At 72.2% G+C, this 21,999-nt stretch carries 21 protein-coding genes and 1 tRNA gene; 12 read left to right on the plus strand and 10 right to left on the minus strand.

All coding sequences use genetic code 11. From position 1 onward, the window contains the following. The first annotated feature begins 2 nt into the window (after positions 1 to 2). The 4 genes from AB0O01_RS06260 (at position 3) to AB0O01_RS06275 (ending at position 2,310) form a co-directional block, all read left to right on the plus strand. Entirely contained in the window at positions 3 to 491 is a 489-nt protein-coding gene (locus tag AB0O01_RS06260; RefSeq protein ID WP_365311320.1) for a hypothetical protein, read from the plus strand. Next, complete coding sequence (locus AB0O01_RS06265; protein ID WP_365311321.1) at positions 488 to 1,288, plus strand: transcriptional regulator; 801 nt, start codon at positions 488 to 490, stop codon at positions 1,286 to 1,288. The genes AB0O01_RS06260 and AB0O01_RS06265 overlap by 4 nt, the downstream gene beginning before the upstream one ends. 61 nt (positions 1,289 to 1,349) lie before the next feature. Further along, a complete protein-coding gene (locus AB0O01_RS06270; protein WP_365311322.1) occupies positions 1,350 to 1,922 on the plus strand; it encodes a roadblock/LC7 domain-containing protein in 573 nt (190 codons plus the stop codon). Between the two features lie 13 nt (positions 1,923 to 1,935). After that, positions 1,936 to 2,310 (plus strand): hypothetical protein, encoded by a 375-nt coding sequence (locus AB0O01_RS06275; RefSeq protein WP_355739454.1) that lies wholly within the window; start codon positions 1,936 to 1,938, stop codon positions 2,308 to 2,310. A 108-nt stretch (positions 2,311 to 2,418) separates the two neighbouring features. On the opposite strand, the gene AB0O01_RS06280 is transcribed toward AB0O01_RS06275, so the two are convergent. The 4 genes from AB0O01_RS06280 to AB0O01_RS06295 form a co-directional block, all read right to left on the minus strand. After that, complete coding sequence (locus AB0O01_RS06280; RefSeq protein WP_365311323.1) at positions 2,419 to 3,027, minus strand: hypothetical protein; 609 nt, start codon at positions 3,025 to 3,027, stop codon at positions 2,419 to 2,421. 146 nt (positions 3,028 to 3,173) lie between these two features. Next, a complete protein-coding gene (locus tag AB0O01_RS06285) occupies positions 3,174 to 4,043 on the minus strand; it encodes a MurR/RpiR family transcriptional regulator (RefSeq protein WP_365311324.1) in 870 nt (289 codons plus the stop codon). Positions 4,044 to 4,080: 37 nt separating this feature from the next. Then, positions 4,081 to 5,547, minus strand: coding sequence for an aromatic amino acid ammonia-lyase (locus AB0O01_RS06290; RefSeq protein WP_365311325.1), 1,467 nt, complete (start codon positions 5,545 to 5,547; stop codon positions 4,081 to 4,083). A gap of 176 nt (positions 5,548 to 5,723) precedes the next feature. After that, complete coding sequence (locus tag AB0O01_RS06295; protein WP_365311326.1) at positions 5,724 to 6,158, minus strand: PPOX class F420-dependent oxidoreductase; 435 nt, start codon at positions 6,156 to 6,158, stop codon at positions 5,724 to 5,726. Positions 6,159 to 6,359: 201 nt separating this feature from the next. Between AB0O01_RS06295 and AB0O01_RS06300 the strand changes: the two genes are divergently transcribed. Next, on the plus strand, positions 6,360 to 6,794 hold the full coding sequence (locus tag AB0O01_RS06300) for a hypothetical protein (protein ID WP_365311766.1): 435 nt from the start codon (positions 6,360 to 6,362) through the stop codon (positions 6,792 to 6,794). A 643-nt stretch (positions 6,795 to 7,437) separates the two neighbouring features. Here the strand turns inward: AB0O01_RS06300 and AB0O01_RS06305 are convergent. After that, positions 7,438 to 7,758, minus strand: coding sequence for a hypothetical protein (locus tag AB0O01_RS06305; RefSeq protein WP_365311327.1), 321 nt, complete (start codon positions 7,756 to 7,758; stop codon positions 7,438 to 7,440). A gap of 231 nt (positions 7,759 to 7,989) precedes the next feature. On the opposite strand from AB0O01_RS06305, the gene AB0O01_RS06310 reads away from it, so the two are divergent. Then, a complete protein-coding gene (locus AB0O01_RS06310) occupies positions 7,990 to 9,174 on the plus strand; it encodes a helix-turn-helix transcriptional regulator (protein WP_365311328.1) in 1,185 nt (394 codons plus the stop codon). A gap of 67 nt (positions 9,175 to 9,241) precedes the next feature. Here the strand turns inward: AB0O01_RS06310 and AB0O01_RS06315 are convergent, their stop codons facing one another. Beyond that, positions 9,242 to 10,630, minus strand: a complete 1,389-nt coding sequence (locus AB0O01_RS06315) for a cystathionine beta-synthase (RefSeq protein WP_365311329.1) — start codon at positions 10,628 to 10,630, stop codon at positions 9,242 to 9,244. A 152-nt stretch (positions 10,631 to 10,782) separates the two neighbouring features. On the opposite strand from AB0O01_RS06315, the gene AB0O01_RS06320 reads away from it, so the two are divergent. The 3 genes from AB0O01_RS06320 (at position 10,783) to AB0O01_RS06330 (ending at position 14,399) form a co-directional block, all read left to right on the plus strand. After that, complete coding sequence (locus tag AB0O01_RS06320) at positions 10,783 to 11,805, plus strand: SGNH/GDSL hydrolase family protein (protein WP_365311330.1); 1,023 nt, start codon at positions 10,783 to 10,785, stop codon at positions 11,803 to 11,805. Positions 11,806 to 12,070: 265 nt separating this feature from the next. Further along, entirely contained in the window at positions 12,071 to 13,291 is a 1,221-nt protein-coding gene (locus tag AB0O01_RS06325) for an acetyl-CoA C-acetyltransferase (RefSeq protein WP_365311331.1), read from the plus strand. Positions 13,292 to 13,592: 301 nt separating this feature from the next. Then, complete coding sequence (locus AB0O01_RS06330; protein ID WP_365311332.1) at positions 13,593 to 14,399, plus strand: hypothetical protein; 807 nt, start codon at positions 13,593 to 13,595, stop codon at positions 14,397 to 14,399. Between the two features lie 114 nt (positions 14,400 to 14,513). On the opposite strand, the gene AB0O01_RS06335 is transcribed toward AB0O01_RS06330, so the two are convergent. Then, positions 14,514 to 14,825, minus strand: coding sequence for a hypothetical protein (locus AB0O01_RS06335; RefSeq protein WP_365311333.1), 312 nt, complete (start codon positions 14,823 to 14,825; stop codon positions 14,514 to 14,516). A 103-nt stretch (positions 14,826 to 14,928) separates the two neighbouring features. Between AB0O01_RS06335 and AB0O01_RS06340 the strand changes: the two genes are divergently transcribed. Further along, positions 14,929 to 15,159 carry a DUF4287 domain-containing protein gene (locus AB0O01_RS06340; RefSeq protein ID WP_355739490.1) on the plus strand — a complete coding sequence of 77 codons (231 nt, stop codon included), beginning with the start codon at positions 14,929 to 14,931 and terminating at the stop codon, positions 15,157 to 15,159. Between the two features lie 121 nt (positions 15,160 to 15,280). Here the strand turns inward: AB0O01_RS06340 and AB0O01_RS06345 are convergent, their stop codons facing one another. Next, the gene (locus tag AB0O01_RS06345; RefSeq protein ID WP_365311334.1) at positions 15,281 to 16,165 is read right to left on the minus strand and encodes a Bax inhibitor-1/YccA family protein; all 885 of its coding nucleotides are present in this window, start codon (positions 16,163 to 16,165) and stop codon (positions 15,281 to 15,283) included. 193 nt (positions 16,166 to 16,358) lie between these two features. Next, positions 16,359 to 16,441 (minus strand) — tRNA-Leu (locus tag AB0O01_RS06350). Positions 16,442 to 16,956: 515 nt separating this feature from the next. On the opposite strand from AB0O01_RS06350, the gene AB0O01_RS06355 reads away from it, so the two are divergent. Both AB0O01_RS06355 and AB0O01_RS06360 read left to right on the plus strand, forming a co-directional pair. After that, entirely contained in the window at positions 16,957 to 17,724 is a 768-nt protein-coding gene (locus tag AB0O01_RS06355; protein ID WP_365311335.1) for an ABC transporter ATP-binding protein, read from the plus strand. A gap of 110 nt (positions 17,725 to 17,834) precedes the next feature. Next, positions 17,835 to 20,363, plus strand: a complete 2,529-nt coding sequence (locus AB0O01_RS06360) for an ABC transporter permease (RefSeq protein WP_365311336.1) — start codon at positions 17,835 to 17,837, stop codon at positions 20,361 to 20,363. A gap of 86 nt (positions 20,364 to 20,449) precedes the next feature. On the opposite strand, the gene AB0O01_RS06365 is transcribed toward AB0O01_RS06360, so the two are convergent. Continuing rightward, a complete protein-coding gene (locus AB0O01_RS06365) occupies positions 20,450 to 21,739 on the minus strand; it encodes a cyclopropane-fatty-acyl-phospholipid synthase family protein (protein ID WP_365311337.1) in 1,290 nt (429 codons plus the stop codon). Positions 21,740 to 21,999: the final 260 nt, after the last annotated feature.

A 21,999-nucleotide genomic window follows, 5' to 3' on the forward strand; every position in this document is an offset into this window, starting at 1 on the left:
GCGTGCCCGGAATCGACGAGTGTCTGCTGGAGACGATGCGGTTGCCCGGGGCCCGGGGCGCCGCGCTGGTGGACTGGACGAGCGGGCTGGCGCTCGGGGTCGTCGGGGAGTTCCCGGGCGGTGACGCGGAGGCAGCGGCGGCCGAGACGGCCGAACTGGCCCGCCCGGCGGCCGAGCTGAAGGTCTTCGCGCCCCAGGACGACGCCTCCGGCGGGGGTGGTGTGGGCGGGGGTGGTATGGGCGCGCCCGGCGGGCCCGGTCAGGCCGCGTCGCCCGGCCAGGCCGGTTCGCCCAGGTCGCCCGGTTCGCCCGGTCCTCCCGTGGAGGATCTGATCGTCACCAGCCGGGACGGCTACCACGTCCTGCGGTTCCTGCCGACGTCGTTCGAGAGCACGGTCGTGCTGCATGTGTGGCTGAGCCGCGCGGACGGCAATCTCGCCCTGGCCCGGATCAGACTGGGCGAGATATCCGGACGGCTGGTGCTGGGATGACCATGGTCGACACCCCGCTCCCACCATCGCCCCAGCCCCGGCCCCAACCCCCGTCGTCGCCCCCGCTGCCGGTCCGCCACCGCCCCCGGCACCGCCGCCCGGACACCGCCCCCGCCGCCGGGCCCCTGTCCCCGATGCTGACCCGGCTCGCCGCCGAGCGGGCCACCGGCACCCTGCACCGCGAGCGCGGCTCGCTGCGGCTGGCCGCCGGACAGGTCGTGCACGCCGAGAGCCCCTCCGCCCCGGGCGTCGAGGCACTCCTCCCCGCCGACGCCCCCGGCCCGGCCGCGGCCCACCTCCCGCCGGGCGCCCTGGAACTGCGCCGGCTCGAAGCGCTCTACGACGCCGCGTACTTCGCCCTGGCGCCGAGCGGCACGCCGGGCCGGTTCCGGTACGGGGGTGGGGCGGGCGGCGCGGGGGCGGGACCGGTGCCGGTGGCCGTGCTGGAGCGGACGGTGCTGCGGCGGCGGGCACTGCTGGACCGGATCTGGCCCGACGCGCGGGCCGACACCGCGCCACTGGTCCGCGCCGGGGACGGGCCCGCCCGCTCGGTCACCGCGCGCCAACGGGCAGTACTGGACCGGGTGGACGGCGTCCACACCGCACCGGACATCGCCCGGGAGCTGCGGAGGCAGGGGTTCCACACCCTGGTGGACGTACGGCGGCTGGTGGCGGCGGGACTGATCCGCCCGGCACCCCCGGAACCCACGCCCACACCCACGCCCTCTCCCCCTCCCCCTCTCGACCCCGACATCACCCTGCTGAAGAGGCTCAGGGATGCGCTGGAGGCCCTTTGAACGCCGACGCCCGGACACCGACACAGCCGGTGACGCCGCCCCCGGCCCCACGGGTGACCTCATGACCGTCCCCCCGCCCTCCGGACCCCCCGGACCCGCCGTCCTGGACGAACTGCACCGCCTGCGCGCCCTGCTGCCCCAGCTCACCGGCGCCCTGGCCGCCGGGGTCGACGGCCTGGTCGTCGCCCATGACACCCCCGGCGTCGAACCGGAGGGCCTCGCCGCGCTGACCGCCGCCGCGCTCGGCGTCGCCATGCGCAGCACCGACGCCACCGGCAAGGGGGAGCTGCGCGAACTGCTGCTGCGCGGCACCCGGGGCTATGTGGCGACCTACGCGGCGGGCCGTACCGCCGTGCTGACCCTGCTCACCGAGGACCGGGTGAACGTCGGGCGGCTGCATCTGGAGGGCCGTCGCGCGGCGGCCCGGATCGGCGAGCTGGTCGACGCGGCGGCCCCACCGCGCACCCCGTCCACCGAACCCACCCCGGCACCCGCCCCCCGCCACACCCCCGGACCGCCCCACCGCACCCCGAGGCCACCCCCCGCACCCCCCGCACCCCCCACGCACCCCCCGAACCACCCACCCACCGGCTACCGAACAACCACCCACACCCCACCCGGCAACACCACCTGAGAGGACCCCCGTCATGGCCAACACCGAGACCGCCCTGAAGGAAGCACTCGCCTCGATCGAGGGCGCCACCGGAGCCGCCCTCGTCGACTACACCAGCGGCATGGCCCTGGGCACCCTGGGCGGCAGCAAGAGCTTCGATCTGAACGTGGCCGCCGCGGGCAACACGGACGTGGTGCGCGCCAAGATGCGCACGATGGAGCACCTGGGGCTGAAGAGCGAGATAGAGGACATCCTGATCACCCTCTCCGACCAGTACCACCTGATCCGGCTGCTCAAGGGCCGGGGCGGCAACGGCCTGTTCCTCTATCTGGCGCTGGACGCGAACCGGGCCAACCTGGCGATGGCGCGGCACCAGTTGAAGAAGATCGAGGAGAGCCTGGAGGTCTGACGCCCCGGCGGGCCCCGGACCGAAACCGGAACCGACACCGGAACCCGGAAACCGAATCCGCGACCTGGACCGGAACCGACACCGGAACCCGGACCGGAACCCGCCCCCTCAGACCAACTCGGCGGTCCGGCGGCGCCGGGCCCCGCCCGGGGCGGCGTCGCCGGCCGCGATGCCGGTGCTGCGATACCCCTTGACCCCCTTGCCCGCCGGGCGTCCGGCGTGCCTCCCGAGCCAGTCGACCCGCACCCACAGCAGGGCCTCCTCGGCGCGCTCCCGGCGCCCGAGCCAGGCGGCCTTCAGCCGCAGCCCCGCCCCGCACCCGGCGAGCAGCATCCCGCCGGCCGCGGGGACGGCGAACGCGCTGCCCAGCGCGGCGGCGAAGGCCAGCACCAGCCACCAGCGGTGGCCGCGCCGCCAGGTGCGGGTGGTCACCGCCCGGTCCTGGAGCACATCGTGCTTGCCCGCCCGGGAGGCGCCCCGGGCCAGCCCGTCGTACCGCTTGCGCCCGCGCAGGGCGACGACGGCGAGGGCGACGATGAACAGCGCGGCCCCCGCCATCACCCCGATCCGCCGCCCGGTGATCCCCGGCACCAGCACGCCGATCCCGGCGGCGAACACCCCGAGCCACCACATCGGCGCCGCCCCGGCCCGTACGACGACGGCCACCCGGGCCAGCCCCTGAGCCCTGCCCTGCCCTCTGCCACCCGCCTGCGCCATGTCCCTGCCGCCTCCTCGCGTACCGTCCCCGGGCGGCGGAGACTAGCGCCACAAACTGAGACCAGCCTGAGAACCCCCGATCCCCGGCCAGGATCGGCTCACTCACCCACTCACCCACTCACCCACTCACCCACTCACTCACTCACTCACTCCACGAACAACCCCCGCGCCGCCGCACGGGTGTCGAACTCCTCCAGCCGGGCCTGCGCGTCCGGCAGGTCGTCGCACATCGCCTCCAGCAGCACCCGCCCCAGCAGCATCGGCGCGCAGGCGGTGTCGAAGGCGAGGCCGGTGCCGACGGCGGCGGGCAGCAGCAGATCGGAGACCTTGGCGACCGGCGCGAACGCGGAGTCGGCGACGGTGACGACGGTGAGCCCGGACTCCTTGGCGTAGACGAGGGTGTCGAGGACCTCGCGCGGATGCCGGGGGAGGGCGAAGCAGAGCAGCGCGGAGGCCCCGGCGTGGACGGCGGCGGCGATGCGGTCCTGGAGCATGGTGCCGCCCTCGTCCAGCAGCCGTACGTCCGGATGGACCTTGGCGGCGAAGTAGGCGAAGCCGTACGCCTGGGCGGCGGCGGCGCGCAGGCCGAGGACGGGGAGGGGGCGGGAGGCGGCGAGGAGCCGTCCGGCCCGCTGGACGGGGCCCGGGTCGGCGAGGGCCTCGGCGAGCTGGCGGAGGTTCTCGATCTCGGCCTCCACGGCCTGCTGGTACTCGTTGTACGCGGCGCTGTCCTGGGCGGGTTCGGTGGCGGGGGCGGTGTCGCGCAGATGGCGGCGCAGCGCCGGATAGCCGTCGAAGCCGAGGGCGACGGCGAAGCGGGTGACGGAGGGCTGGCTGACCCCGGCGAGTTCGGCGAGTTCGACGCTGGAGAGGAACGGGACGTCGGCGGCGCGACGGACCATGCTGTGGGCGATGCGGCGCTGGGTGGGGGTGAGGCGGTGGCCCTCGAAGAGGGCTTGCAGGCGCGCGGCCGGGGTCTCGGCGGGACGGGCCGGGCGGCTCTCGGCGGCGTTCATACGGGGGTACTGCCCTTCCGGACGTGGGGGGAGTGGGTCAGAGGTCGGTGAAGCGGTCCAGGAGTGCGGCGGCGGCGGTGACGTCGTCGGTGAGGGGCCGGTCGGCGAGGTCGGCGTCGAGCACGGATTCGGCGAGTTCGAGGGCGTACCCGGCGGGCAGGCCGGGGTCGGGGCGCAGAGCGCGCATCCGCAGGGCGCGGACGGCGGCGACGAGTTCGCAGCCGACGACGAGGCGGAAGGCATCGCAGGCGCGCACGGTCTGCCGGGCGGCGAGGGAGGCGAAGCTGGCCTGTTCCTCGACGCCCCGGGAGAGCACGGCGTGGCCGAGGGAGGCGGGCGCGGAGAAGGCGCGCAGATCACCGAGGGCGGCGCCGGCCGCGTACTCCAGGATCATCACGCCGGAGGAGGCGGGTTCGTGGTCGGCGAGGAAGGGCTTGAGGCGGGTGTAGGCGGGCTCGTTGAGGGTGGAGAGGCGGGAGGTGGAGAGCCGGGCGACCTGGGTGAGGGCGAGCCGGAAGTGGTCGAGGGCGAGGGCGAGCTGGGCCTGGTAGAAGCCGCCGTGGTGGTAGGCGGCGAGGTCCTCGGCGGAGATCAGCGGGTTCTCGGCGGCGGAGTTGACCTCGACGGCGAGGACGTCGTCCAGCGCGTCGGCGGCGTCGTGCGCGGGCCCGTGTATCTGGGGCAGGCAGCGGAAGCCGTACGGGTCCTGGATGCGGCCGAGGGGCGGGGTGGGCCGGTCGGCGGCGCCGATCAGCTCGCGCATCCGCCGGGCGACCGCGAGGGACCCCTTGTGCGGGCGGGCGGCGTGCACGGGGGCGGCGTACGCCTCGTGCGACCCGTCGACGGCGATCAGCGAGAGCGCGGCGACGACCTGGGTGGCGGCGACGAGGCCGCGCAGTTCGTGCAGGGCGAGGGCGGCCTGGCCGAGGGTGAGGGCGTTGGAGCTGATGAGGGCGAGGGCGTCGTTGTTGTCGAGGGCCTGCGGGGCGGGGGCGCCCGGTCCGGCCCAGGGATGCTCCCCGGCGAGCGCCAGCCCGAGCTGGGCGAGCGCGGCGAGATCACCGGTCCCGACCGACCCGAACTCATGGACGACGGGCTGAGCCCCGTGCTGCAACGCCTCGCACAGCGCCTCCACCACACTCGGCCGCAGCCCGGCCCCGCCCGCGAGCAGTTGGTTGGCCCGTACGGCGAGCATGGCGCGGACCTGCCGGGCGGGCACCTCGGCGCCGATCGCCCCGGCGTGGCTGCGCAGCAGCCGGAGGCCGTGCCCGGCGGCGGAGTCGGTGGGCAGGTCCTCGGTGCGGTTGGCGCCGACGCCGGTGGAGCGGCCGTAGACCCGCCCGGTGGCGGCGATGCGCCGGGCGGCGTCCCAGGACTCCTCGACCCGCTTCATGGCATCGCTGCCGGGTACGGGCCGGGCGCCCCCGTCCGCGAGCCGCACGACATCCTCGACCCGCAGCCCGATCCCGTCCAGGACGACGATCCCGCCCACGGACCCGCCCACGGACCCACCCGACGAAAACGACGATGACCACGGCATCACGGCAGCGCTCCCCTCGGCCCCCTGGCCCCTGTCCGGCATCCACCAGCCATTCACACGAGCAGAACTCTGCATGAATCTATACAGCCGGGCAAGAGGGAGGAGGGGGGCAGGGGACGGGGGACGGGGGACGGGGGACGTCAGCGGAGCCGCTCCCCATACACCCGTTCCACCGCAATGGTGATCAGCACCCGCCGCTCGGCGACCATCACCGCCCGGTACTCCTCCCAGTCCTCGTGCTCCCCGGCGGCGAGCCGGTAGTAGGCGACCAGCGCCTCGACCTCCGGCCCGTACGGGTCGGTGCCGGGCCCGGTGAGGGTGGCGGTGCCCTCGGCGGTGGCCCAGGACATCCCGTCGTCGCTGGTCACCTCCAGTGCGGCCCGGGGGTCGCGGCGCAGATTGGCGTACTTGGCGGTGCGCTGCCCGGTGGAGATGTGGAGCAGGTCCGTCGCCGGGTCGTAGTGCGGCATGACGGGCGAGAGCTGGGGCCGTCCATCGGCCTTGAGGGTGGCGAGCACCCCGAGCTTGCGGACGGCGAGCAGGGCACGGGGATCGAACGATGCGGCTGACGTCATAGGCCCATCATCCGCCCGACACCGAGGCCGACGCCGAGGCAGACGCCGACACAGACACAGACACAGACACTCACGCAACGGGGGGGGATCCCTGCCGGGAAACCCGGAGGAAAACCCTGCCGGGCCTCCCGGAGGTAAACCCGGGGGCTAACCCCAGTGCACCTCCCCCTCCCCCTCCCTACCGTGGGGACCATGAGCGGAATGGACGCGCGGGACGCAGACCTGAAGAAAGAGCTGAACGCCACCCTGCACGCCCGCAGGGATCTGGGCGAGGAGTACGAGTCGGCACTGGTCGACTCGTTCCTGGAGAAGATCGACCAGCGGATCGACGGCGAGGTCGAGCGGCGGGTGCGCCGCCAGTTCGCCGAGCAGCGGATGACGGCGGCCCGTGACAGCCGCTCCCCCGCGGCCACGGACTCCTGGGGCGAGCGGTTCGGCTTCGGGATCGTCTCCCTGGTGCTGGCGATCCCGCTGTCCGCGATCGGCGGCGGGGTGGCGGATCTGCCGGGGCTGCTGGTGGCGTGGGCGGGCATCGTAGGGGTGAATGTGTTCCAGGCGGCGCGGGTGAACCCGAATCTGTTCGGAGGCCGCCGCCGTCCGGGGAAGACCTCGGACGACGACGCCTGGGAGGACTGACCGCCGTCGCCGGTCGATCGTCCGTGCTCCCGAAAATATGCGCGGGGACCGCCGCACCCCCGTCACCGGGGGGCGGGACGACGGCGGTCCCCGCGAGGGACGCGGGCCGGGTCAGGGCCGGGCCTGCGCGTCCGGGCGTCCATGGAGGTCCGGGAGCCGCTCCGGAGGTCCTTGGACGTTCGGTGTCGGCCGGGACGGGGAGCCGCTCCCGCCCTGCCGACAACGACCAATCTGCCGGACGCGTGTTAAGTCGGTGCTGCGGGTACGTGACACGCTCGTACCACTTCCGCGAAGGACAGCCTCTGCGGCGGACACGGGAAATCCGCCGGGGACACCGACTGTTCACCGCAGATTCGCCGCGATGCCCCGTCCCCGACCGGGAGGGCGGATGCGCTCCGCGCGACGCCCCGGTGACCGGCTCCGCCCCCTGCCATGCGCCGAGGCGCGCTTCCTCACCTTCGGCGGGGCCGAGAGCCGGGCAGCCCAGTCGACTACCCGCATCCGGCGGCGTCCGAGGATGACGTTGCCCGCTCACTGTCCCGACCCGATGACCACGGACAGCACATAGGCGAGGACGCAGACCCAGACGATGACCGTGGGCAACCCCCTCCGAAGGGAGGGGTCCTTCCCCTTCACCGGTCGGTCAGCCACGCCCGAGACCCCGGGGCGGGGCGGACACGAGGGCCGACGACGGTGGGTGGGTGCGGCGGTCCAGGTCAAGGCGTGCCATACGCGCCCGGATCAGCCGGTCCCGCTCCGGGCGCCGGATGTCGTCCGGGTCCGCCGCCCACGGCTCGCCGGGCCCCAGCGGGCGGAGCAGATACCCGACGACCTCGCCCATGCCGTCGGTGGCGGTGTCGAGGACGGTTTCGCCGGTGAGGGGGCGGTGGGGCCGGTCGGCGAGGATGCCGGGCGGGTTGCGCGGGTCGAGGGCGGCCCGGATCGCCCGGTTGAGCCGGAGCACGTCCGTGACGCCGAGCCGACCGACGAGGATGGGTGCCTCGGGGTCGTCGGTGGCCCAGTCGACCCGGGCGTGGCAGGCATGTGGGGGGCTCCTGATCGTCAGCCGTAAGTGCCTTCCGACATCAGGAAACTGCGGCAGAACAAGATCAGTTGACACAGAACATGCACAACGCACCAAGGATGCAATGCAACTGACGGCACGTATGTCGGCGGGCGTGCCAGAGTGAGACACATGGAGAAGACTCCCGCCCCCGGTGAGAACATCGCCGTCCTCCGCAAAGCCCGCGGCATGGGTCGGGCCAGGCTCGCTCGGCTGGGCGGCATCTCCGTGTCCCTCCTCACCAGGATCGAAGAAGGCACACGCCCCGCGACCCCGCACATCGTCGCCGCCCTCGCAAAAGCCATGCGAGTCACCCCCGCCAGAATCCACGGCCAGCCCTTCTCGGACGAGACCAGGCAGGCGGAACTCCTGGACGACCTCCGCGCGGCGGTCCGGCGCTACACCCTCCCCCGCGAGGACGTACCCCCGCCCGAGGCGCTGGCCGCCGGTGTGCAGAGGGCCATGGCGCTGCGCGCCGAGACCAGGTACCTGGAACTGCTGGACCTGCTCCCCCGGCTTCTCGGGCAGGTGACGGCGACTGCGCTCTCCACCCCCGGCGAATCCGGAGTCTGGTCACAACTGGTCGACGTGTACGGGTGTGCCTACGCCGCCGCGCACCGGCTCGCGCAACCGGATCTCGCCGACATGATCGTGTCCCGGCAGGCATGGGCGGCGCAGCAGACCTGGAATCCGGAGGCCGAGGTCGCGACGGCCTGGAACGAAGCCGGCACCTACCAGAGCGCGGGCCAGTACGGCGACGGTCTCGCGATCGTCGAGCGGGCCATCGCGAAGTACGAGCGGGCGGGCGGCGGGGAGAGTTCACCCGCAGCAGCCATGAGCCTGGGCTCGCTGCACCTTCGCGGAGTCGTCCTCGCCTCCCGGCACAAGGACAAGGGAGCCACGGCCGATCATCTGCGCCGCGCCCACCACCACGCCCGCCTCGTCCCCGCCGATGTCCTCCGGCACAACCTCACCTTCGGACCGGCCAACACCGCCCTGTACGAGCTGGCCGCACATATCGAACTCGGCAAACCGGGCATGGCCGTGGAGATGAGCGATCCCTTGCTGCGGAATCCGCCCCCGTCCCTCACCCCGAGCCGCCTCGGACGCATGTACATCGACATCAGCCGGGCACGCCTGGACGTCAGGAACTACTCCGGGGCCGAAGAAGCCCTGGACAGAGCCTTCGCCGTGGCGCCCGAGATGGCCGAGGCGCACCCCATGGCCCGCGAGGTCGTCCGGGTCCTCTTCGTGCTCCACCAACGGGCCCGGCCCACCCTCATGGGCATGGCCGAGCGGACCGGCCTCGCCACCTGATCACCCCGCCGGCAAGGGCCCCGGCCCCACCCCGGCCGGGACCCCCACCCTCAAACCCCCACACCCCTCACTTCGTCTGATTCGCCAGGAACGCCAGCAGGTCCTGCCGCCCGATCACCCCCACCGGCTTCCCCTCCACCAGCACGATCGCCGCGTCCGCCCCGCCCAGCACCTGCATCAGGTCGGACACCGGCTCCCCGGAGCCGACCTGGGGCAGCGGTGCCGACATGTGCTTCTCCAGCGGGTCGGCCAGGGACGCGCGCCGGCTGAAGAGCGCGTCCAGCAGTTCCCGTTCCACCACCGAACCGACGACCTCCGCCGCCATCACATCCGGGTGACCGGCCCCCGGCTTGACCACCGGCATCTGGGACACCCCGTACTCGCGCAGCACCTCGATGGCCTGGCCCACCGTCTCCTCGGGGTGCATGTGCACCAGGGACGGGATCGCGCCGTGCTCCTTGTCGTCCAGGACATCGGCGACCCGGGCACTGGGACCGGTGTCCTCCAGGAAGCCGTAGTCCGCCATCCACTCGTCGTTGAAGATCTTGCTGAGGTAGCCGCGGCCACTGTCCGGGAGGAGGACGACCACCACGTCGTCCGGTCCCAGCCGCTCCGCCACCTCCAGCGCCGCGACCACCGCCATTCCGCAGGACCCGCCCACCAGCAGGCCCTCCTCCTTGGCCAGGCGCCGGGTCATCTGGAAGGAGTCCTTGTCGGACACGGCGACGATCTCGTCCGCGACCGTCCGGTCGTACGCCGTCGGCCAGAAGTCCTCACCGACACCCTCGACGAGGTACGGGCGCCCGGAGCCGCCGGAGTAGACGGAGCCCTCCGGGTCCGCGCCGATCACCTGGACGCGGCCCTCGCTCGCCTCCTTGAGGTAGCGCCCGGTGCCGGAGATCGTGCCGCCGGTGCCGACGCCCGCCACGAAGTGGGTGATCCGCCCCTCCGTCTGCTCCCACAGCTCCGGGCCGGTGGAGTGGTAGTGGGAGAGGGGGTTGTTCGGGTTGGAGTACTGGTCCGGCTTCCACGCGCCCGGCGTCTCCCGGACCAGCCGGTCGGAGACGTTGTAGTACGAGTCGGGGTGCTCGGGATCCACGGCCGTCGGGCAGACGACGACCTCCGCCCCGTACGCCCGCAGGACGTTGATCTTGTCGGTGCTCACCTTGTCGGGGCACACGAAGATGCACTTGTACCCCTTCTGCTGGGCCACGATGGCCAGGCCGACACCCGTGTTGCCACTGGTCGGCTCGACGATCGTGCCGCCGGGCAGCAGCGCCCCGCTGCGCTCCGCCGCCTCGATCATGCGCAGGGCGATGCGGTCCTTCACGGAACCGCCCGGGTTGAAGTACTCCACCTTGGCCAGGACGGTCGCCCGGATGCCCTTGGTCACGCTGTTGAGCCTCACCAGCGGGGTGTTGCCGACGAGGCTGATCATCGAGTCGTGGAATTGCACCGTTGTCTCCGGTTGCTGCAAAAGGGGTGGTCGTGAGGGTTCGCCCAGCAGCCTACGGCCCCGCCCCCGCGTTCACTCCCCGTTGAGATTGGGCGACGGGCGGTACGGGGCAAGGAGTGGTTGTACGGCACGTAAGGAGGTGGCGGCGATCCATGACGAGCATGTCAAGGGCGCGAGTGGCCCGGCGTATCGCGGCAGGCGCGGCGTTCGGCGGGGGCGGTATCGGGCTGATGGGGGCGGCGGCGATCGGACTGCTCCTCGCGGAGGCCCGGCTCGCCCGGCGGCAGGTGGGCATCGGGATGGCGTCGTCCCGCGTCCCCCACGCGGACGGGCTCTACGGGCAGCTCTACGCCACCCCGGGCGAACCGCCCCTCGCGCTGACCCTCCTGGGTGACTCCACGGCCGCCGGACAGGGCGTCCACCGCGCCCAGCAGACCCCGGGCGCCCTGCTGGCCTCCGGACTGTCGGCGGTCGCGGAGCGTCCGGTACGGCTGCGGAACGTGGCCCTGCCCGGTGCCCGGTCGGACGACCTCGACCGCCAGGTGTCGCTGGTCCTGGAGGACACCTCCCTGGTCCCCGACATCTGCGTCATCATCATCGGCGCGAACGACGTCACCCACCGGATGCCCGCCACCCAGTCCGTCCGCCGGCTCTCGGCGGCGGTACGGCGGCTGCGCACCGCCGGGGCGGAGGTGGTCGTCGGCACCTGTCCCGACCTGGGCACCATCGAACCGGTCCAGCAGCCGCTGCGCTGGCTCGCCCGCCGGGCCTCCCGGCAACTGGCGGCGGCCCAGACGATCGGGGTGGTGGAGCAGGGCGGGCGGACGGTGTCGCTGGGCGATCTGCTCGGCCCCGAGTTCGCGGCGAACCCGCGCGAGCTGTTCGGGCCCGACCACTACCACCCGTCCGTCGAGGGATACGCCACCGCCGCGATGGCCGTCCTGCCGACGGTCTGCGCGGCGCTGGGCCTCTGGCCCGCCGACGAGGACCGTCCGGACGTCTCCCGCCGCGAGGGGTTCCTCCCGGTCGCCAAGGCGGCGGCGGAGGCGGCGGCGGAGGCCGGTACGGAGGTCGCGGCGGCGATGCCGAGCGGTCCCCGGGGGCCGTGGGCGCTGCTGAAGCGGCGGAGGCGGCGGCGGGTGCGGGTGGAGGAGACGGCACCGGTCGTCCCGTAGGCGTCTCCGTGTCTCCGGCTGTTCCGTGGGCGTCCCCGGCCGTTCCGTGGGCGTCCCCCGCGGAACGGCCGGGGAGCGGGCAGCGCCGGGGCACGCTCCAAGCAAGCGCTTGGAAAGTGCGGCCTGTGTCACACACCGACATCGGTGACCGATGACGTACGTACGGGTAACTTCCCAACAACCCCCGCACCGCACCCGTACCCGCACCCGTACCCCCCATCAGCACCCGCACCCGCACACCCGCACCCCGCCCCTGGAGCCGGAAATGCCCGAAGCCGTCATCGTCTCGACCGCCCGCTCCCCCATCGGCCGCGCCTTCAAGGGCTCGCTCAAGGAACTGCGCCCCGACGACCTCACCGCCACGATCATCCAGGCCGCCCTGGCGAAGGTCCCCGGGCTGGACCCGGCGGACATCGACGACCTGATGCTCGGCTGCGGCCTGCCCGGCGGTGAGCAGGGCTTCAACCTGGGCCGGATCGTCGCCGTGCAGATGGGCATGGACCATCTCCCGGGCTGCACGATCACCCGTTACTGTTCGTCGTCCCTCCAGACCTCCCGGATGGCGCTGCACGCCATCAAGGCCGGTGAGGGGGATGTCTTCATCTCGGCCGGTGTCGAGATGGTGTCGCGCTTCGCCAAGGGCTCCTCCGACTCCCTCCCCGACACCCGCAACCCCCTCTTCGCCGACGCCGAGGCCCGTACCGCCGCGACCGCCGCGTCCACCGGCTCCACCTGGCACGACCCCCGCGAGGACGGTCTCGTCCCGGACCCCTATATCGCGATGGGCCAGACCGCCGAGAACCTCGCCCGCGCCAAGGGGATCAGCCGCGAGGAGATGGACGAGTTCGGCGTCCGCTCGCAGAACCTCGCCGAGCAGGCCATCAAGGACGGCTTCTGGGAGCGCGAGATCACCCCGGTCACGCTCCCGGACGGCACGGTCGTCGCCAAGGACGACGGCCCCCGCCCCGGTGTCACCCTGGAGGGCGTCCAGGGCCTGAAGCCGGTCTTCCGCGCCGATGGACGCGTCACCGCCGGCAACTGCTGCCCGCTCAACGACGGCGCCGCCGCCGTGATCATCATGTCCGACACCAAGGCGCGGGAGCTGGGCCTGACCCCGCTCGCCCGGATCGTGTCCACCGGTGTCTCCGGGCTCTCCCCCGAGATCATGGGCCTCGGCCCGGTCGAGGCGTCCCGCCAGGCCCTGCGCCGCGCCGGGCTCACCATCGGCGACATCGACCTGGTCGAGATCAACGAGGCGTTCGCCGCCCAGGTCATCCCCTCCTACCAGGACCTCGGCATCCCCCTGGAGAAGCTGAACGTCAACGGCGGCGCCATCGCCGTCGGCCACCCCTTCGGCATGACCGGCGCCCGCATCACCGGCACCCTGATCAACTCCCTCCAGTGGCACGACAAGCAGTTCGGCCTGGAGAGCATGTGCGTCGGCGGCGGCCAGGGCATGGCGATGGTCATCGAGCGCCTGAGCTGACCCCGACGACCCTCCCCCGCCCATATACACGTCTTTCCGTAATCACAAAGCCACTTAACGTCACTCATTGGCCCAGAACCCGGCAATCTCCGGAGTTCTGGGCCGATTTGTGATCCAATCTCCCTCAGGATGTGACCTATCTCCCCCGCCTTGGGAATCACCGCAGGTCAGCGCCGCGAACAGCGACACCGCGGGTCCAAAGTCCTGTCCGTTTCGTGACGTTACGCACTGACAGCGGGTTAGTTCACCCATCAAGCTGATGTAGGAAGTCGGGGGTCGACTTTAAACCGGGAGTACGTCAGTGAGCGCCATGCCGATCGCATTGCTGGTCACCACGGCCGCCACCGGCGCCGTGGGCGTCGCCGTCCTGCGCACCCTCATTCAGTTGCGCCGCCAGGTCGCGGCCCTGCACCAGGATCTCGCCGGCGGCGGGGCCGCCCGCGGCCTGGTGCCCGCGGCCCGCCCCGCCGCCGACACCGATCAGATACGGACGGCGGTGGCCGAGGCCCTCGCCGAGGAGCGGGAGCGGGAACTCGCCGAGGCGCGGGCCTTCTGGGCCGCCCAGGAGGCCCGCGACGCCGCCGACGCGCCGTCGCTGCTGGGCCTCGGGGACAACGAGCCGTTCCTGCCCCGCCCCACCGACTTCGCGGGCCTGGAGGCGCTGGAGCCGCTGGAGCCGGTCACCGAGCCGGGCCCGGAGAGCGACGACCACTACCGCGACCACCCGGCCGACTCGCCCGAACTGGCCGCGGCCCGCCGCCGCCACCCCTCCCACCCGGACTTCACCCCCATCCCCTCACCGGTCGTGGGCGACCACGAGCGCACGGTGAGCACACTGGAGGAGCTGGCCGCCGACCGGGTCGAGCTGACCGACGTCCGCCCCGGCCCGCTGGGCACCCTGGATGTGTACGTCTTCGCCGACGGCACCACGCTCTGTATGACCCCGGGCCACCGCGAGACCGCGGAACGCCTCGCCGCCGCCCTGCGCTCCGGCGAGATCCCCCACCTCCTGGGCGGCTCGGGCATCTCCGGCGCGTACACCCTCACCTTCCAGTGCGGCGAGGAAACGGTCTACATCCTGGCGGACCGAGTCATAGCGTCCCTGTAAATCACGGGACCTCTGATACCGGGGGCACGGAGAAGGCTTTTAGGGGCGCGGGGAACTGCGCGCCCAGCCACAACGCACCCGCACCCACCCACTTCCCGGGAACACCCCACCCCCTCACACCCCAGCCCTCCCCTGCGCAGCCACCACCACCCCCACAGCCTCCTCCACCTCCCCCTCCGTGCGGAGCACCACCGCCAGGTCCCGCCCCGCCACCGTCACCTGGTCCGCGACCGCGAACATCCCCGCGTCCGGCATCTCCCGCGGCTCCGCGCCGGGCCGCTCCACCCGTTGCGCCCACCGCGCCAGCTCCCTCGCCAACCCCAGCGCCTCCGCGGCAGCGCCCCGCTGGAGACGGCTCTGCGGAGCCGCCCTCAGCCGGTCGGCGAAGTGATCCACTGCTCGGGTCAACGGCGTCGTATCCACCACGCGGCGAGCGTACGCGCCGTACCCGGACTGTTGCCAACGGGCCAACGCTCAGGCACGGTGACCTGAAGGACCGGCTTACACCCGATTGCGTCCGGAGGCGCCGATGTCCCAAGTCTTCTCCGCGGAGACCCATCGCAACCTGCTCGCCCGCATCCCCCATTGCACCGGTCGTGAAGTCGCCGACTGGTTGCGCGCCGTCGAGGACGGCCCTGCTCTCATCCGCTTCGAGGAGAAGGTGAGCTGGCTGCGCCACGAGCACAATCTGGCGTACGGCCACGCCAAGGCGATCATCCACGAGTACGACCTGAGGAGGGCGGCGCGCAGGTTCTTCTGAGACCCCTGCCTCCTTGTACCGAGCGCGCGAAAGGGCCCCGGGAAACCCGGGGCCCTTCTCATCGGTCGATCGCCGGAGGTCCGTCGCCGGAGATCAGGCGTCGGAGGTCAGCCGTCGGAGATCAGTCGTCGCCGCTGAAGATCGCGACCAGCCGCAGCATCTCGATGTAGATCCACACCAGGGTCATGGTCAGACCGAACGCGGCCAGCCAGGCTTCCTTGCGCGGGGCGCCGTACGCGATGCCGTCCTCGATCTGCTTGAAGTCGAGGGTGAGGAAGAACGCGCCGAGGACGATCGCGAAGATACCGACGATCGCGCCCAGCGGGCCCATGCTGCGCAGTCCGCCGTCATCGGCGACGCCGAACGCGACCAGCAGCAGGTTCACCGCCATGACCAGCACGAACGCGATGGCGATGGCCATGCCGATCCGGGCGTAGCGGGCCGTGACCCGGATCCAGCCGGCCTTGTAGATCAGCAGGGTGGCGCCGGAGACGGCCATCGTGCCGAGCACGGCCTGGAAGGGTGCGCCGGACCAGCGGGAGTTGAACATCTCGCTGAAGACGCCGAGGAAGACACCCTCGAACGCGGCGTAGGTCAGGATCAGCGCGGGCGACGCGTTGCGCTTGAAGGACTGGACCATCGCCAGGACGAAGGCGATCAGCGCGGCACCGATGGCCAGGCCGTAGCTGCTGGACGAGACCGGCAGCAGGGCCCACGCCAGGACGGCGCCGACGACGACCGTGCCCAGCGTCATCGCCGTGCGCATGACGACGTCGTCCATCGTCATACGGTCGGTGGTGGCCGGGGCCTGGGGCGGCGCGCCCTGTACACCCTGCTGGGCGTAAGGGTTGGTCGCGTACGGGTTGGTGCCGGCGCCAGGCTGGGCGTAGGGGTTGCCCTGCGTGCCCACTGCTGCGCCCCCGGCCTGCGGCGCGGTGTTGAAGCCCGCGGAGCCGTTGTCGCGGCTGAACCCCCGTCGCGAGAAGACCGGGTTGCTGCTCCTCATTTCACTCCTCCATGGCCACCGTGCGTGGCCTTGGCTCAAGAGTAATGGAAAGGCAAAGGAATGACCCTAGTGCCTGGGGAGGATCTTTCCCTCGCCTGTGGTGAGGAACACGCTACGCGTGTGGGTGATTCCCACCAGTGGTGGGGGGTCGACCATGACCGTTCTGGTACAGAACCGTTCTGCTACAGAGAGGTGCCCGGAACCGGACTTGAACCGGTACGCCCGCGAGGGGCAGCGAGGTTTAAGCTCGCCGTGTCTGCATTCCACCATCCGGGCAGGCCGTGGGCTCCGCATCGAGGCTCCGAGCCTATCGGGGTGCGTCCCCCGAACAGCGGACGGGACGACCGATGTTGTCTTATTTTATTGACGTCTGAGGGAGCATCAGACCGCAAAATAGGCCATCAGCACTTGCCACCAGCCTGTCGCGCGATCACGGACCGCGCATGCGGAATGACGGAATTTCACCGTGCGCGTGGATGCGTTCCAGGCCGTCGCCGTGAGCGCTCCCGGCACCGCGGGTGCCCCCGTGCCCCGCGCGGACGGCGCGCGCTCCCCGTCCCGGTGATCACAGCGCGCCCCGCGCGGACGGCGCGCGCCTCCCCCGCGGGAGGCTCCGGCGCCCCGCTCCGGGTCGGGGGCGCCCCTCATCCCGAGGTATGACACGGCGGGCCGCGGTGCGACCCGAGTCGGGCCACGGAACGAGAGCAGCGGCTGACTCCAGGCCCCTTTGTCCTCGGGACGATGGACGTGTCCTCGAACAGCGTCCCGACCTCCCGACAGGAGCACCCTCCGTGACCACGACCCCCATCGCCCGGCCCACGACCGCGGCGGCCCGCGCCACGGAGCTGTCGAAGATCTACGGACAGGGCGAGACCCAGGTGGTCGCCCTGGACCGGGTCTCCGTCGAGTTCCGGCAGGCCGAGTACACCGCGATCATGGGCCCCTCCGGCTCCGGCAAGTCGACCCTGATGCACTGCGTCGCCGGGCTGGACACCTTCTCGTCCGGGTCCGTGCGGATCGGCGAGACCGAGCTGGGCTCGCTCAAGGACAAGCAGCTCACCAAGTTGCGCCGGGACAAGATCGGCTTCATCTTCCAGGCGTTCAACCTGCTGCCGACGCTGACCGCGCTGGAGAACATCACGCTGCCGATGGACATCGCCGGCCGCAAGCCCGACAAGCAGTGGCTGGACCGGGTGATCCAGATGATCGGGCTGTCCGGGCGGCTCGGCCACCGTCCCTCCCAGCTCTCCGGCGGCCAGCAGCAGCGCGTCGCCGTGGCCCGCGCCCTGGCCTCCCGCCCCGAGATCATCTTCGGCGACGAGCCCACCGGAAACCTGGACTCCCGCTCCGGCGCCGAGGTGCTGGGCTTTCTGCGCAACTCGGTGCGCGAGCTGGGCCAGACCGTGGTGATGGTGACCCACGACCCGGTGGCCGCGGCCTACGCGGACCGGGTGATCTTCCTCGCCGACGGCCGGATCGTGGACGAACTGTACGGGCCGACGGCGGACCTGGTGCTGGACCGCATGAAGCAGTTCGACGCCAAGGGCCGCACGAGCTGACCCCCGGGGCGGCGCCGCTCCGGCGGCCGGGAGGGCGACGATCCGCCCCCGCTGTCCACCCCTCACCCCCATCGGACCGTACCGACCGTACCCACTGGACTGAGACAGCCATGTTCCGCACCGCCCTGCGCAATGTGACCGCGCACAAGGCCCGGCTCCTGATGACCGTCCTCGCCGTGATGCTCGGCGTGGCCTTCGTCTCGGGGACCCTGGTCTTCACCAACACCCTCTCCGACGCCCTCCAGAACAGCTCCTCCAAGGGCTTCGACCAGGTCGACGTCGCCGTGACCCCCGACAGCCGGGAGGCCGAGGGCGACCGGGTCGGTTCCACGCCCGAGCTGACCGAGGCCCTCCTCAAGGACAGCGAGCAGGTGCCCGGCGCCGCCTCCGTGACCGGTGTCGTCACCGGCTTCACCGCCCTCGCCGACAAGGACGGCAAGCTGATCGGCGGCGGCTTCCAGTCGCAGGGCGGGAACTACTGGGGCACCGACGACCCCCGCTATCCGCTGGTCAGCGGCAGCGTCCCGAGCGGGCCCGACGAGATACTCATCGACTCCGAGACCGCCGAGCGCGGCGGCTACCAGGTCGGCGACACCATCCGGATGTCCATCGACGGCCCGGTCCTGGAGCCGGCCATCACCGGCATCTTCACCACCGACGACGGCAATGTCGCCGCCGGCGGCAGCCTCGCCCTCTTCGACACCGCCACCGCCCAGTCGCTGTTCGGGAAGAAGGGGACGTACGACGAGATCGACGTCACCGCCGAGCCGGGGGTCAGCCAGGCCGCGCTGAAGAGCGCGCTGGACAAGGCGCTGCCCGGGGACGTGGTGGAGACCAAGACCGGTCAGCAGCTCGCGGACCAGCAGGCCAAGGACATCGAGACCTCGATGAGCGGTCTCCAGCAGGGCATGCTGGCGTTCGCCGGGATCGCGCTGTTCGTCGGCACCTTCATCATCGCCAACACCTTCACCATGCTGGTCGCCCAGCGCACCAAGGAACTGGCGCTGATGCGCGCGGTCGGTGCCTCGCGCCGCCAGGTCACCCGCTCGGTGCTGATCGAGGCGTTCGTGGTCGGCACGGTCGCCGGGGTCGCCGGACTGGTCGCGGGCATCGGGATCGGCGCCGGACTGCGCGCCCTGATGGGCTCGCTGGACGTCACCGTCCCGGACGGCCCGCTGGTGGTCTCGCCCGGCACGGTCCTGGTCGCCCTCGGCGTCGGCGTCGTGATCACCATGCTGGCCGCCTGGCTGCCCGGCCGCCGCGCCGCGAAGATCCCGCCGGTCGCCGCGATGAGCAGCGTCCACGCCCAGGCGACCACCAAGTCCCTGGTGGTGCGGAACACGATCGGCGCGCTGTTCGCCGGTGCCGGAGTGGCCGTCATCCTGGCCGCGACCGGGATGGAGGGCTCGGACGGGCAGCTCCCGATGGGGCTGGGCGCCGCCCTGCTGATCATCGGGGTGTTCATCCTGACCCCGCTGCTGTCCCGGCCGCTGATCGCGGCGGCGGCCCCGCTGCTGCGGGTCTTCGGGGTGGCGGGCAAGCTGGCCCGGCAGAACTCGGTGCGCAACCCGCGCCGCACCGCGGCCACCGCCTCCGCCCTGATGATCGGCCTCACCCTCATCACCGGTATGACGGTGATGGCGGGCAGCCTCCAGAAGTCCATCGACAAGATGGCGGGCGAGGCGATCCGCGCCGACTACGTGGTCTCCATGGCCAACGGCAACGCGCTCTCCCCCGATGTCGAGCGGACCCTGCGCGACACCGAGGGCGTCACCGCCACCAGCCCGATGCGCAACGCCCCCTCACGCGTCGACGGCGAGACCGAGTACCTCACCGGTGTCGACGGCCGCACCTTCGGCGAGCTGACCGACTTCCCGCTGGACAGCGGCACCTTCACCATCGGCGGCACGGACGCCGTCGTCGACACCGACGCCGCCGAGCGGTACGGCTGGCAGCCCGGCTCGACGTTCACCGCCCACTTCGAGGACGGCGAGAGCGAGCGGCTCACCGTCACCGGGGTGTACGAGGCGAACGAGATGTTCAGCGGCATCATGCTCGACGCCGGGACCCTCGCCCCGCACCAGAGCGAGCCGACCGACATGCTGGTCATGGTCGGTACGGACGGCGGGGTCTCGGACGCCACCAAGGACCGGCTGGAGGAGGCCCTCGGCGCCAACCCGGCCATCCAGGTCCAGGACAAGCAGGATCTGTCCAACGAGATCGCCAGCATGTTCACCCTGATGCTCAACATGCTGTACGCGCTGCTCGCCATGGCGGTGATCGTGGCCGTCCTCGGGGTGATCAACACCCTGGCCATGTCGGTCTTCGAGCGCTCGCAGGAGATCGGCATGCTCCGGGCGATCGGCCTGGACCGCCGGGGCATCAAGCGGATGGTGCGGCTGGAGTCCCTGGTGATCTCCCTGTTCGGCGGGGTCCTCGGGATCGGTCTCGGCGTCTTCTTCGGCTGGGCGGCCGGGCAGTTGGTCGGCTCCCGGATGTCGACCTACGAGCTGGTCCTGCCGTGGGACCGGATGGCGCTGTTCCTGCTGCTGGCGGCCCTGGTCGGCGTACTGGCCGCACTGTGGCCGGCCCGCCGGGCGGCGAAGCTGAACATGCTGTCCGCCATCAAGGCGGAGTAGCACGGAGGACGGCGGAGCAGAGGGCCCCGTCCCCCCGGTGACCTTGACCGGGGGGACGGGGCCTTTCTGTCGTCCGCCGTGCGGGGTCAGCCGTGCCAGGTGCGGGGGCGCAGGGGCAGGCCCGCGGTGCCGGGGGCCCGGGGCTTCACGGCGAGGATCTGGTTGACGCCGATCCGGTTGCGTTCGAAGGACAGCGCCGAGGCGGCCATGTAGAGGCGCCAGACCCGGGCCCGTCCCGGGCTGGTGAGGCCGACCGCGCGGTCCCAGCCCGCCTCCAGATTGGCGACCCAGCGGCGCAGGGTGAGCGCGTAGTGCTCGCGCAGCGACTCCACGTCCCGCACCTCGAACCCGGCCCGCTCCAACTGGGTCACGGTGGTGCCGACGGGGGCCAGCTCGCCGTCCGGGAAGACATAGGCGTCGATGAAGTCGTCCACCTCGTAGGCGGACTCGTCGCGCTGCGGGCGGCGGGCGATCTGGTGGTTGAGGAGCCGTCCGCCGGGGCGCAGCAGGGCGTACAGATCGGCGGCGTACTCCCGGTAGCGTTCGGCGCCGACGTGCTCGGCCATGCCGATGGAGGAGATGGCGTCGTAGGGGCCGTCCTGGACGTCGCGGTAGTCCTGGACGCGGATCTCGACCCGGTCGGTGAGTCCCTCGTCGGCGATGCGCTTGCGGGCGTAGGCGGCCTGCTCCTGGGAGAGGGTGACGCCGACGGCGCGGACCCCGTGCTCGCGGGCGGCGTGCAGCACCAGTGAGCCCCAGCCGCAGCCCACGTCCAGCAGCCGCTGTCCGGGGGTGAGGGCGAGCTTCTGGCAGATGAGTTCGAGCTTGTCGCGCTGGGCGTCCTCCAGGGTGCCGCCGTCCTCCCAGTAGGCGCAGGAGTAGACCATCGACGGGCCGAGGACGATCTCGTAGAAGTCGTTGCCGACGTCGTAGTGGTGGCTGATGGCGCGGCGGTCGGTGCGTCTGGTGTGCAGATGGCGGGGTCTGCGGATCTCCTCGGGGGGCGGCGGGGGCGGCAGCGCGGGTCCGGCGAGGCGGAGCAGTCCGCGCACCGCCGACCGCACCTCGGGGTCGCGCAGTGCCTGGCCGAGCGTACGGTCGTCCTCGCCCCGTTCCCAGAGCTGTCCGGCCAGCAGTTCCAGGGCCCGGTACAGATCGCCCTCGACGGTCAGATCGCCGGCGACCCAGGCGCGGGCCAGGCCCAGTTCCCCCGGCTTCCACAGCAGCCTGCGCAGCGCCCGGCGGTCGCGGACGACCAGTACCGGCGCGCCCGGCGGGCCGTCCTCCGAGCCGTCCCAGGCGCGGATCCGCACCGGGAGCGGTGCAGCGAGCACCTGTTCGAGCAGTCCCCTCAGCCGCGGCGCGGCGTGAGCCATGGCGCACCTCCGTGACAAGTGATCCCGGATGACTTCTCCCACGTAAACACCTGGCGGGCGCCCGCGCAGTCCCCAACGCGCGTTACGAGTGGGCAAAACACCTGTACTCCGCACCTTTTGCCTGCTGATCCGTCAGATCGGTCCCCGCGGCCGGGCACGCCGAAGGGGCCGTCCGCACCACGGATGGCGGACGGCCCCTTCGGGAGGCGGGACGGATGGGACGGGCGGGTCGGACGGGGCGGTCAGGACGCCTTGGCCGA

Origin of the sequence: Streptomyces sp. NPDC093252, assembly GCF_040683675.1 — a bacterium.
Lineage (GTDB): Bacteria > Actinomycetota > Actinomycetes > Streptomycetales > Streptomycetaceae > Streptomyces.